Raw genomic sequence first — 11,522 nt, 5'->3', positions numbered from 1 at the left:
CGGCCGAACCGAGAGCCTCAGGAACAGGAAGCCAGGACACAGGAGAAACATGGGAGCGCAGCTTCGGGTCTACCGCCAGAAGATCAAGTCGGCGCAGACGACCAAGAAGATCACGCGAGCGATGGAGCTCATCTCCGCCTCGCGGATCCAGAAGGCGCAGGCGCGTGTCGCCGCGTCGACGCCGTACTCCGACGCGATCACGCGCGCGGTCTCGGCAGTGGCCAGCTACTCGAACGTCTCGCACGTGCTCACGACCGAGCCGGAGCGGGTCGACCGTGCGGCCATCGTGATCTTCACGTCCGACCGCGGCCTCGCGGGCGCGTTCAACTCGCAGGTCCTGCGTGAGTCGGAGGAGCTCGCCGAGCTGCTCCGCAGCCAGGGCAAGGAGGTCGTGTACTTCCTGATCGGCCGCAAGTCGGTCGGGTACTTCTCGTTCCGGCGCCGCGACTACGAGCGCAGCTGGATCGGCGGCACCGACAATCCCGAGTTCGAGACCGCGAAGGAGGTCGCGGACGCCGTCCTCGAGGCGTTCCTCCGGGACAGCGCCGACGGCGGCGTCGACGAGATCCACATCGTCTACAACCGGTTCGTCAGCCGCATCACGCAGGTGCCGGTCGTCACGCGACTGCTGCCGCTCGAGGTCGTCGAGGCCGAGGAGGAGGCCGCGCCGTCGGGCAAGGCCGAGGTCTTCCCGCTCTACGAGTTCGAGCCCGACGCCGAGACGGTCCTCGACGGACTGCTCCCGGTGTACATCGAGAGCCGCATCTTCAACGCCATGCTGCAGTCGGCCGCCGCGAAGCACGCGGCCACGCAGAAGGCGATGAAGTCGGCCACCGACAACGCCGACAAGCTCATCACGGACTACACGCGACTGGCCAACGAGGCCCGCCAGTCCGAGATCACGCAGCAGATCGCAGAAATCGTGGGTGGAGCGGACGCGCTCTCCTCCTCCAAGTAGCCAAGATTCATCCAGAAGGAAGAGAACATGACTGACACCGCCATCGCGCCGGTCCAGGACACGACGGGCACCGTCGGCCGCGTCGCGCGCGTCACCGGCCCCGTCGTCGACATCGAGTTCCCGCACGACTCGATCCCCGACATCTACAACGCGCTGAAGACCACGATCACCATCGGCGAGGAGTCGTCGGAGCTGACGCTCGAGGTCGCCCAGCACCTCGGCGACGACCTCGTCCGCGCGATCGCGCTGAAGCCGACCGACGGCATCGTCCGCGGCCAGGAGGTGCACGACACCGGCGCTCCGATCTCGGTGCCCGTCGGCGACGTCACCAAGGGCAAGGTCTTCAACGTCATCGGCGATGTGCTGAACGGCGAGCCCGGCGAGACGATCGAGATCACCGAGCGCTGGCCGATCCACCGCAAGCCCCCGACCTTCGACCAGCTGGAGTCCAAGACCCAGCTGTTCGAGACCGGCATCAAGGTCATCGACCTCCTCACGCCGTACGTGCAGGGTGGCAAGATCGGCCTCTTCGGTGGTGCGGGCGTCGGCAAGACCGTCCTCATCCAGGAGATGATCCAGCGCGTGGCGCAGGACCACGGTGGTGTGTCGGTGTTCGCCGGCGTCGGCGAGCGTACGCGTGAGGGCAACGACCTCATCCACGAGATGGAGGAGGCGGGCGTCTTCGACAAGACCGCCCTCGTCTTCGGCCAGATGGACGAGCCGCCCGGGACGCGTCTGCGCGTCGCCCTCTCGGCGCTCACGATGGCGGAATACTTCCGCGACGTGCAGAAGCAGGACGTGCTGCTCTTCATCGACAACATCTTCCGCTTCACGCAGGCCGGTTCCGAGGTGTCGACGCTGCTCGGCCGCATGCCCTCCGCGGTGGGCTACCAGCCGAACCTCGCCGACGAGATGGGCATCCTCCAGGAGCGCATCACCTCGACCCGCGGTCACTCGATCACCTCGCTGCAGGCGATCTACGTTCCGGCCGACGACTACACCGACCCGGCGCCCGCCACGACGTTCGCGCACCTCGACGCCACGACCGAGCTCTCGCGCGAGATCGCGTCGAAGGGCCTCTACCCGGCCGTCGACCCGCTGACCTCGACCTCGCGCATCCTCGACCCCCGGTACCTGGGCGAGGACCACTACCGCGTGGCGACCACCGTCAAGCAGATCCTCCAGAAGAACAAGGAGCTGCAGGAGATCATCGCGATCCTCGGTGTCGACGAGCTCTCCGAGGAAGACAAGATCACGGTGTCGCGAGCGCGCCGCATCCAGCAGTTCCTCTCGCAGAACACCTACATGGCCAAGAAGTTCACGGGCGTCGAGGGCTCGACGGTTCCGCTGAAGGACACCATCGAGTCGTTCGACGCGATCGCCCGCGGCGACTTCGACCACGTGGCCGAGCAGGCGTTCTTCAACGTCGGCCCGATCTCCGACGTCGAGGAGAAGTGGGCGAAGATCCAGAAGGAGAACGGCTGAGCATGGCCGCCCTCAACGTGAGCGTCGTCTCGGCCGACCAGGAAGTCTGGTCGGGCGAGGCGGCCATGGTGGTGGCGCGCACCGTCGAAGGCGAGATCGGCATCCTGCCGGGTCACGAGCCGATGCTCGCGATCCTCGCCGGCGGCGAGGTGCGTGTCACCCTGCCCGGCGGTGAGAAGATCACCGCGAACGCGGAGGACGGCTTCCTCTCGGTGCAGTCCGACGCGGTGCAGGTCGTCGCGTCGCGCGCCGCGCTCGCGTAAGGAGCGCGGATGCAGGGGGAGCAGCCGTTCGACCGTCAGTTCGGTGACCTGAGCGTCACCCAGCTCATCGTCATGGCCGGGCTGCCGGGCGCGGGCAAGTCGACGATCGGTGAGATCGTCGGCGCCCGCCTCGGCGCAACGGTCGTGTCGGTGGACCCCATCGAATCCGCGATCCTACGGGCCGGGATCGACGCCGACCAGCCGACCGGCCTCGCCGCCTACCTGGTGGCCGAGCAGATCGCGGAGAAGGAACTCGACTCGGGTCGCACCGTGATCGTCGACGCCGTGAACGCGGCGGAGTCGGCCCGCCTGCAGTGGCGCGACCTCGCCGAGCGCGCCGAGGTGCGCCTCCGCGTCATCGAGGTCGTCTGCTCCGATGCATCGGTCCACAAGGAGCGACTCGAGAAGCGGGAGCGCAACCTGCCGCACCTCGACGAGACGACGTGGCGCGCGGTCGAGCAGAGCCTCGACGGGTACGCGCCCTGGACCGGACCGAGCTCGGCGCTGCCCCGGGTGACGATCGACAGCGTCGAACCGCTCGGAGTGAACGTCGAGGCCGCGTTGGCCTTCATCGCCGCATAGTGCTGATCCTGCTTCCTCCCTCCGAGACCAAGCGCGACGGGGGCGCAGCCGAACCGATCTCGCTCGATGCGCTCTCGTTCCCGTCGCTTCGTGATGCTCGCGTCGAGACGATCCGGGCGACGTCCGAGCTCGCCGCCGATGCCGAGGCGATGATGCGCGCGTTGAAGCTCGGTCCGCGACAGGCCGCCGAGGTCGACCGCAACCGGAGACTCCTGAGCTCGGCGACCATGCCGGCGCTCGACCGGTACACGGGCGTGCTCTACGACGCCCTGGACGCGCCGAGCCTGGACCCGGCGGCGCGCGCGTTCGCTGCGCGGCACGTGGCGGTGCATTCCGCGCTCCTCGGGCTGGTCGGAGCCGGGGACCCGATCCCGGCCTACCGGCTCTCGCACGACTCCCGCCTTCCCGGGCTTCGGCTGAAGCCGCTCTGGCGCGAGGCGATCCGGGACGCACTCCTCGCCCATGACGGACTGATCATCGACCTGCGGTCGGAGGGGTACGTGGAACTCGGCCCCGCCCCGGTTCGGCCGGATTCGGTCTTCCTCCGCATCGTCACGATCGACGACGTCGGTCGCCGGCGCGCATTGAACCACTTCAACAAGCGGGCGAAGGGGCTGTTCACTCGTGCGCTGCTCGAGGCTCGACCGGAGCTCGAGACCCGCGAGGACCTGATCGCATGGTCCGCCGCGGCGGGATTCCGTCTCGAGCCCGGGGCCGAGCGCCTGTCGTCACCCGTGGAGCTCGAACTCGTCGCCTGAATCCGGGTCGTGCGATCAGCCGCGCACAGCGGCGATCGGCGTGCCCGACGGGCCGTCGCGGAACTCCGCACCCGTGAGGGACCGATGGCATCCGGCGAGGTGGTCGTCGACCATCCCCATCGCCTGCATGAGCGCGTACATGGTCGTCGGCCCGACGAAGCGGAAGCCGAGGGCGCGGAGTCGCTTGCTGAGCGCGGTCGACTCGGACGTCGTGGCCGGAACCTCGGTGAAGCTCACCGGCGGTGCGGATCGCGGCGCGGGCGCGAAGCTCCACAGGAGTTCGTCGAGCGAGCCGTCGAGCGCGAGCGTCGCCCTCGCATTGGAGATCGTGGCCTCGATCTTGCCACGGTGGCGGATGATGCGCGCGTCGCCCAAGAGCCGATCGACGTCGTCGTCGCCCATCTCGGCGACTCGGGCGGGGTCGAACCCGTGGAACGCCTCACGGAAGGCCGGCCGACGGCGCAGGATCGTGATCCAGGACAGCCCCGCCTGGAAGCCCTCGAGGCAGAGCTTCTCGAACAGCACGTCGGAGTCGTGCTGGGGCGTACCCCACTCCTCGTCGTGGTAGCGCCGGTACTCCGGGTCGGATGCACCCCACGCGCATCGGGAGAGGCCGTCTTCGCCGATCACGACGTCGGGACGGGTCGGCGACGTCACGCCGCGAAGCCGATCTGCTCGTGCCCGAGCAGCCAGAGCTTGGTCGGGATGCCCTCGCCGCCCGAGTAGCCGGTGATCCGGCCGTCCGACGCCAGCACGCGATGGCACCCCACGATGATGGGCATCGGGTTCGCGCCGACGGCCCCGCCGATCGCGCGGGCGGATCCGGGCTTGCCGACGGCCGCTGCGAGCGCACCATAGGAGGTCGCCTCTCCCCAGCCGAGACGCCGGAGTTCGGCCCACACCGCGCGCTGGAACGGCGTGCCGTCGAGTCGGACGGGGAGGTCGAAGCCCGTGCGCCGCCCGTCGAAGTACTCCGCAAGCTGGTCGCGCGCGGACTCGAGCAGGGGAGAGGGACGCTCGGGGACGTCGTCGTGCGGGAGCGCGCCGTCGCGCTCGATGGTCAGAGAGGTGAGCGCGTCGTCGTCGGCCTGGAGCTCGATCCGCCCGATCGGGCTGGAGGTCCGGAGGAGGAGGTATGGGGAGGTCATGATTCGAGGATAGGCGCGGCATCCGTCATCGACTGGCGGGAATCGGACACCGCGCGCCGTCGACGCGGAGCGCTCGCTGTGGAGGACGGCTCGGGTGCGATTCCGACCGACTCGTCCTCCACGAGCCGGACGGACGCCGTCGACGGATCGAGATCCGCGGGCGCCGGCCGAACGCCCGGCGACCGGAGCACGCTGCCCGTATGACGACCATCATCCGCGCCGGCGCTGCGCACGACTTCCTCGCCCTCGTCCCCGTCCTGGCCGGCTATCGGCCCGCTCGCTCCCTCGTCTGCGTCGCCTTCGAGGGCAACCGGACGACGGCGGTGCTCCGACACGACCTGCCCGACGCCGACCGTGCCGACGCCGTGGCGACGGCGCTCCTCGGCACCCTGTGCCGCATCCCGAGGGTCGACGCGATCGTGCCCGTCGCCTATGGCGATCGGCCGTTCGGGCAGGGCGACGGAATGCCGAATCGGTACATCCTCGACTGCCTCGCGCGTCGCGCCGAGGAGGCCGGATTCGTCGTCCGGGATGCGCTGACGGTGGCTCCGAACGGCTGGGGCTCGATGTTCGACGACGACCTGCCGGACGAGGGGATGCCGCTCCGACTCATCGAGGAGAGCGCGGCCGTGTCCGAGGCCTCGACCGAGGTGACGGAGCTCGCGGCGGGACTCGCCGACTCCGCGGCGGACCTGGTGCGCATCGCCGAACCGGACGACGCGCTCGCGGGCCGGATCCGCGTGATCCTCGACGGGCTTCCCGCGCCGGACGGTCGGGGCCGAGGCGACGACGAGACGGTCGTCGACCTCCTCGAGCGCGTGCTCGGGGAGGCGGTGGATCCGCTCATCCTCGTGGAGCGGATCGCTGCCGGACGTGGCGACGGGAGCCCCGAGGAGCTCGCGTGGCTCCTCGCCCTCGCCGACCAGCCGCCGATCCGGGACGCGATGATGCTCCAGGCGGCGTTCGGCCCGGTCGTCGGGGAACTCGCATTCGATTCGGCCGAGGACGACCGCCTTCGACGGGACGCCGATCGCGGACGCGACGCCTCCGAAAGCCCGGACTCGGCGCCGCCTCGGGCACCCGGCGAGCACGAGAGCGTCGACGGCTTCCTGTCGCGGCTCATGCTCGGGCGTTCGACCATCCGCCCCGACGTCGACCGCGTCCGGGCGAGCCTCGAGGTGCTCGGCACCGCCATCGGCAACGCGCCGATCGGCCGCCGCACGGGCGCGCTCTGCGTGGCCGGATGGCTGGCCTGGGCGCTCGGGCGCGGATCCGCCGCGGGCGCGCTCATCGACCTCGCCCTCGACGAGACGCCCGAGCACACGATGGCCGGACTCCTGCACCGCTTCCTCGCCCTCGGCGAGCTCCCCGAGTGGGCGTTCTCCGAGCCGCTTCCGGGCGCACCCTCGGCAACGGATCGGGCCGAGTAGGGATGCGGACCAGACGATCAGGGCGGATCTGCGCCGAAGCGCCCGGATCCGTCGGGATCCGGGCGCTTCGAGGGTCGCGATCGGGCGTCAGACCCGGGCGGGAACGAGGAGGTGCTCGCCGCCGTGCCGGTGACCGGTGAACCGGGCGGCGCGGTCGGCCGCCTCGGTGAGCACGCCCCGCAGGATCTGCTCGATCTCCTGGAACTCGGGCACGCCGATCGTGAGCGGGGGCGCGAGCTGGATCACGGGGTCCCCGCGGTCGTCGGCGCGGCAGTAGAGGCCCGCATCGAAGAGCGCCTTCGACAGGAATCCGCGAAGGAGGTCCTCCGACTCCTCGTCGTTGAAGGTCTCCCGGGTCGCGCGGTCCTTGACCAGCTCGATCCCGAAGAAGTAGCCGTCGCCTCGAACGTCGCCGACGATCGGGATGTCGAGCAGCTTCTCGAGCTCGGCGCGGAAGAGCGGCGAGTTCTCGCGCACCCGCTCGTTCAGGCCCTCCTCCTCGAAGATGTCGAGGTTCTCGAGCGCGACGGCAGCCGAGACCGGGTGCCCGCCGAACGTGTAGCCGTGGTAGAAGGACGTGTTGCCGGTCTTGAACGGCTCGTAGATCTTCTCGGACACGATCGTCGCGCCGATGGGCGAGTACCCCGAGGTCATGCCCTTCGCGCAGGTGATCATGTCGGGCACGTAGCCGTAGGCGTCGCAGGCGAACATGTGCCCGATGCGACCGAACGCGCAGATGACCTCGTCGGAGACGAGCAGGACGTCGTACTGGTCGCAGATCTCGCGGACGCGCTGGAAGTAGCCGGGAGGCGGCGGGAAGCAGCCGCCCGAGTTCTGCACCGGCTCGAGGAAGACGGCCGCGACCGTCTCCGGACCCTCGAACAGGATCATCTCCTCGATGCGGTTCGCCGCCCACAGGCCGAACGCCTCGAGGTCGTCGGACGGCGCCCCGACGTCGGCGGCGCGGTAGAAGTTCGTGTTCGGCACGCGGAAGCCACCGGGGGTGAGCGGCTCGAACATCTGCTTCATGGCCGGGATGCCGGTGATCGCGAGGGCGCCCTGCGGCGTGCCGTGGTAGGCGACCGCGCGGGAGATCACCTTGTGCTTGGTGGGCTGCCCCTTGAGCTTCCAGTAGTACTTCGCGAGCTTGAACGCGGTCTCGACCGCCTCGCCGCCACCCGTCGAGAAGAAGACCCGGTTGAGGTCGCCGGGTGCATAGCCGGCGAGCCGGTCGGCGAGTTCGATCGCCGCGGGGTGCGCGTAGGACCAGATCGGGAAGAAGGCCAGCTCCTCCGCCTGCTTCGCTGCGACCTCGGCGAGGCGGCGGCGCCCGTGCCCGGCGTTGACGACGAAGAGCCCCGAGAGGCCGTCGAAGTACTTGCGGCCCTGGGCATCGAAGACGTGGTGGCCCTCGCCTCGCGTGATGATGGGCACGCCGTGCTCCTCCATCGTCGACTGGCGCGCGAAGTGCATCCAGAGATGGTCCTTCGCCTTCTGCTGCAGCGCAGCGTCGTCGAAGCCGGCGGTGCCGAGCTGCGCAGCCGTGTCGAGGGTGCTCATCGGGATCTCCTTCCGGGCGAGCCCGCCGTCAGCGGGTGCCCCAGTTGTAGAACTGCTTCTGCAGCTTCAGGTAGACGAACGTCTCCGTGGTCTGGACCCCGTCGAGGTTGCGGATGCGGGAGTTGAGCAGGGTGATGAGCTGCTCGTCGTCCTCGCAGACCACCTCGGCCAGGAGGTCGAAACTGCCCGCGGTGAGCACGACGTAGTCGATCTCGGGGATGGCCGCGAGCTCCTCTGCGAGCGCGCGGGTGTCGCCGGTGACACGGATGCCGATCATCGCCTGGCGCGTGAAGCCGAGCTGCATCGGGTCGGTCACCGCCACGATCTGCATCACGCCGGCCTCCGTGAGGCGCTGGACGCGCTGGCGCACGGCGGCCTCGCTGAGGCCCACCGCCTTGCCGATGTCCGCATAGGAGCGCCGACCGTCGGCCTGGAGCTGCTCGATGATCGCCTTCGAGACGTCGTCGAGCTGCACCGGCCGGTGGCTGTTCGGGCGGTTCCCGTTCGTCATGCGTTCGATCATGACAGTGGGTCGGTCGAATGACAAGTGATTCCGTCGATTACCGATCGATTCACCACGGATTCCATCGTCACGACCTCTTCCGTTCGATCCGCACGTGTGCGACCATGGTCCGCACCTGCGCCCGGCCGATTCCGGCGCGCCCGCGATCCGGCCGTGCGGCCGACCACCCGACTCCGACGGAGGAATCCCCGTGACCGAGCTCCTGCGCAACTTCATCGGCGGCGACTACGTCGACGCCCGAGGCGACGAGGCGCTCGACCTCGTCGACCCCGCGACCGAGGCGGCTTACGCGCGCGCGCCCATCTCGACCGGCGCCGACATCGACGCCGCCTACGACGCGGCCGCGTCGGCGTTCGAGCAGTGGGGCGAGACGACGCCCGCCGAACGGCAGCTGGCCCTCTTCCGCATCGCCGATGCGATGGAGGAGCGGGCCGAGGAGTTCGCTGACCTCGAGTCGCAGGACACGGGCAAGCCGCGGGCGAGCCTCGTCGACGACGAGATCCTGCAATCGGTCGATCAGCTGCGCTTCTTCGCCGGAGCGGCGCGGAACCTCGAGGGACGCGCAGCGGGCGAGTACCTCGCGGACCACACCTCGTACGTCCGTCGCGAGCCGATCGGCGTCATCGGCCAGGTCGCCCCGTGGAACTACCCGCTGAACATGGCGGTCTGGAAGATCGCGCCGGCGATCGCCGCCGGCAACACGGTCGTGCTGAAGCCGTCCGACACGACCCCGCTCGCGACGCTGAAGCTCGCGGAGGTCGCCGCGGAGTTCCTGCCGGCCGGCGTCCTCAACGTCGTGACCGGCGATCGCGCGACCGGCGCCGCACTGCTCCAGCACGCGACGCCCGAGATGGTCGCCATCACCGGCTCGGTGCGCGCGGGCATGGAGGTCGCACGCGCCGCGGCATCCGACCTCAAGCGGGTCCACCTCGAACTCGGCGGCAAGGCGCCTGCGATCGTGTTCGACGACGTCGACCTCGCGGGCGCCGCCGAGGGGATCGTCTCGGCCGCGTACTTCAACGCCGGCCAGGACTGCACGGCGGCGACGCGCGTGCTCGTCCACGAGTCGGTGCACGACGAGCTCGTCGCGGCCCTCGTCGAGCGCATCCGGACGAGCGCACGTACCGGCGGCCCGCGCGAGGACGGCGTGTTCTACGGCCCGCTCAACAATCCGACCCAGCTCGCGAACGTCTCGGGATTCATCGAACGGCTGCCCGACCACGCCGACCTCGCCGTCGGCGGACGGCGCCAGGGTGATCGCGGCTACTTCTGGGAGGCGACCGTCGTCACCGGCCTGCGCCAGGAGGACGAGGCCGTGCAGCGCGAGATCTTCGGCCCGGTGCTCACCGTGCAGTCGTTCCGAGAGGAGCGCGATGCGCTCGCCATGGCGAACGGCGTCGACTACGCGCTCGCCGCCTCGGTGTGGACCCGCGACCACGGCCGGGCCATGCGCTTCGCCAAGCACCTCGACTTCGGGTGCGTGTGGATCAACACGCACATCCCGTTCGTCTCGGACATGCCGCACGGCGGCTTCAAGCACTCCGGCTACGGCAAGGACCTCTCGCAGTACGGCTTCGAGGACTACACGCGACTGAAGCACGTGATGAGCTTCATCGGCTGAACCCGCCGCGCGGTGCCAGACTGGACCCCATGGTCGATGGTGCGGTGCGCCGCCGGGAGGAGCCGGGTTCCCCGGAGTGGGACGTCGTCGTGGGATCGCGCTTCATCGCCGCCGTCGCGGCGCCGGCCTCGGACCGGGTCGTCGCCCGACTGGCCGAGGCGGCCGGCGAGGCGTCACTCGAACTCGAGGAACTCGTGGCGCGCATCCCCCTGGGCCAGGGCGGGGTCGAGCACTTCGCACTGGTGTGGTGGCCCGCGTCGGGGGACCCGCTCACCGCGATCGTGCGCGGCGGAGCCGTGATCGACCTCGCCTCGCCGGGCGGGGCGCGGCGGCTCGACTCGCGGGGCATCACGCCGTGGCACCTCGCCGAGTTCACGGCCGTGACGAGGCTGCGCATCGCCGGCGCGGAGTCGCCCCTCGACGAGGTGCGCCAGGCCGGCCTTCGCGGCGCGCCGGTGCCCGCCGACCGGGCGGCATTCCGGGCCTCCGCCGTCGAGTGGTCCTGGCGCGAGGTCCCGGTACGTCCGGACTCGCTTGCCGGCGACCCGGAGATCGACACGAGGCTGGCCCGGCCGTGGCGTGGAGCCCGAGACCGCCGCCCGCCCACGTCCGGGGTCCCCACTGCGCCGATGCGGGTCGTCGACGACGACACCGTCCGATTCGTCCGCGGGAACGCGGCCGACGCCGACACCATCCTCACGAGCGCGGCGCGGGCCCGGCTCGCCGAGGGGCGCGCACGCGATGCCGGGGCGGATGCCGCGGCATCCGTCGCACCGGAGGGCGTCGATCGCGGGCCCTCGACGCTGCGCTACCGGATCGTGGGCGGCGAGGCGGGCGAGGTGTCGGTTCCCGTGCTCATCGGCCGGAGCCCCAGCGCGCCGCGGGTGGCGAGCGGGGAGGTCATGCTCGTGCGCGTCGACTCGCCGGCCGGAGTGGTCTCCGCGACGCACCTCGAGCTCCGCATGGAGGGCGGCCGACTGGTCGCGGCCGACCTGCGGTCGACGAACGGCACGGTCGTGCGCACGGCCTCCGGCCAGCGCCGCCTGCGCTCCGGTGAATCGCTCGTGGTCACTCCGGGCACGAGCCTGCAACTCGGAGGGGATACGATCGTCGAGATCCTCCCGGCGCTCGGGAGCGTCGACGCATGAACTCGATCGGACACTGCATGAGCTCGATCGGACACGGGGGGACCGG

Annotated in this window: 12 protein-coding genes; 8 read left to right on the top strand and 4 right to left on the bottom strand. The window is 70.3% G+C overall.

The window, feature by feature from the left end; translation table 11 throughout:
* Positions 1 to 49: 49 nt before the first annotated feature.
* Genes GJ743_RS10435 through GJ743_RS10415 form a run of 5 tightly spaced genes read left to right on the top strand, consistent with a single transcriptional unit; the run spans position 50 to position 4,046 of the window.
* Positions 50 to 958 (top strand): F0F1 ATP synthase subunit gamma, encoded by a 909-nt coding sequence (locus GJ743_RS10435; protein WP_155051856.1) that lies wholly within the window; start codon positions 50 to 52, stop codon positions 956 to 958.
* Positions 959 to 985: 27 nt separating this feature from the next.
* Complete coding sequence (atpD, locus tag GJ743_RS10430) at positions 986 to 2,443, top strand: F0F1 ATP synthase subunit beta (protein ID WP_155051855.1); 1,458 nt, start codon at positions 986 to 988, stop codon at positions 2,441 to 2,443.
* 2 nt (positions 2,444 to 2,445) lie between these two features.
* Positions 2,446 to 2,706 carry a F0F1 ATP synthase subunit epsilon gene (locus GJ743_RS10425; RefSeq protein WP_067947101.1) on the top strand — a complete coding sequence of 87 codons (261 nt, stop codon included), beginning with the start codon at positions 2,446 to 2,448 and terminating at the stop codon, positions 2,704 to 2,706.
* 9 nt (positions 2,707 to 2,715) lie between these two features.
* Entirely contained in the window at positions 2,716 to 3,288 is a 573-nt protein-coding gene (locus GJ743_RS10420) for an AAA family ATPase (protein WP_155051854.1), read from the top strand.
* A complete protein-coding gene (locus tag GJ743_RS10415; RefSeq protein ID WP_328289051.1) occupies positions 3,288 to 4,046 on the top strand; it encodes a YaaA family protein in 759 nt (252 codons plus the stop codon). The genes GJ743_RS10420 and GJ743_RS10415 overlap by 1 nt, the downstream gene beginning before the upstream one ends.
* Before the next feature lie 15 nt (positions 4,047 to 4,061).
* Here GJ743_RS10415 and GJ743_RS10410 read toward each other — a convergent pair whose 3' ends face one another.
* Together GJ743_RS10410 and GJ743_RS10405 are read right to left on the bottom strand one after the other, a co-directional pair.
* On the bottom strand, positions 4,062 to 4,703 hold the full coding sequence (locus GJ743_RS10410; protein WP_328289050.1) for a DNA-3-methyladenine glycosylase I: 642 nt from the start codon (positions 4,701 to 4,703) through the stop codon (positions 4,062 to 4,064).
* A complete protein-coding gene (locus GJ743_RS10405) occupies positions 4,700 to 5,194 on the bottom strand; it encodes a methylated-DNA--[protein]-cysteine S-methyltransferase (RefSeq protein ID WP_155051853.1) in 495 nt (164 codons plus the stop codon). The genes GJ743_RS10410 and GJ743_RS10405 overlap by 4 nt, the downstream gene beginning before the upstream one ends.
* A gap of 200 nt (positions 5,195 to 5,394) precedes the next feature.
* On the opposite strand from GJ743_RS10405, the gene GJ743_RS10400 reads away from it, so the two are divergent.
* Complete coding sequence (locus GJ743_RS10400) at positions 5,395 to 6,624, top strand: DUF4192 family protein (RefSeq protein ID WP_155051852.1); 1,230 nt, start codon at positions 5,395 to 5,397, stop codon at positions 6,622 to 6,624.
* A gap of 87 nt (positions 6,625 to 6,711) precedes the next feature.
* On the opposite strand, the gene GJ743_RS10395 is transcribed toward GJ743_RS10400, so the two are convergent.
* Both GJ743_RS10395 and GJ743_RS10390 read right to left on the bottom strand, forming a co-directional pair.
* Positions 6,712 to 8,184, bottom strand: coding sequence for an aspartate aminotransferase family protein (locus GJ743_RS10395; RefSeq protein WP_155051851.1), 1,473 nt, complete (start codon positions 8,182 to 8,184; stop codon positions 6,712 to 6,714).
* Positions 8,185 to 8,212: 28 nt separating this feature from the next.
* A complete protein-coding gene (locus GJ743_RS10390) occupies positions 8,213 to 8,695 on the bottom strand; it encodes an Lrp/AsnC family transcriptional regulator (RefSeq protein WP_155051850.1) in 483 nt (160 codons plus the stop codon).
* 196 nt (positions 8,696 to 8,891) lie between these two features.
* Between GJ743_RS10390 and GJ743_RS10385 the strand changes: the two genes are divergently transcribed.
* Together GJ743_RS10385 and GJ743_RS10380 are read left to right on the top strand one after the other, a co-directional pair.
* Positions 8,892 to 10,328: an aminobutyraldehyde dehydrogenase gene (locus tag GJ743_RS10385; RefSeq protein ID WP_376861934.1), complete on the top strand. Its 1,437-nt coding sequence runs from the start codon at positions 8,892 to 8,894 to the stop codon at positions 10,326 to 10,328.
* Between the two features lie 29 nt (positions 10,329 to 10,357).
* On the top strand, positions 10,358 to 11,476 hold the full coding sequence (locus GJ743_RS10380; protein WP_155051849.1) for an FHA domain-containing protein: 1,119 nt from the start codon (positions 10,358 to 10,360) through the stop codon (positions 11,474 to 11,476).
* Positions 11,477 to 11,522: the final 46 nt, after the last annotated feature.

It is taken from the genome of Agromyces bracchium (assembly GCF_009709675.1).
GTDB lineage: Bacteria > Actinomycetota > Actinomycetes > Actinomycetales > Microbacteriaceae > Agromyces > Agromyces bracchium.
This window is presented reverse-complemented; position numbering and strand designations above follow the sequence as displayed.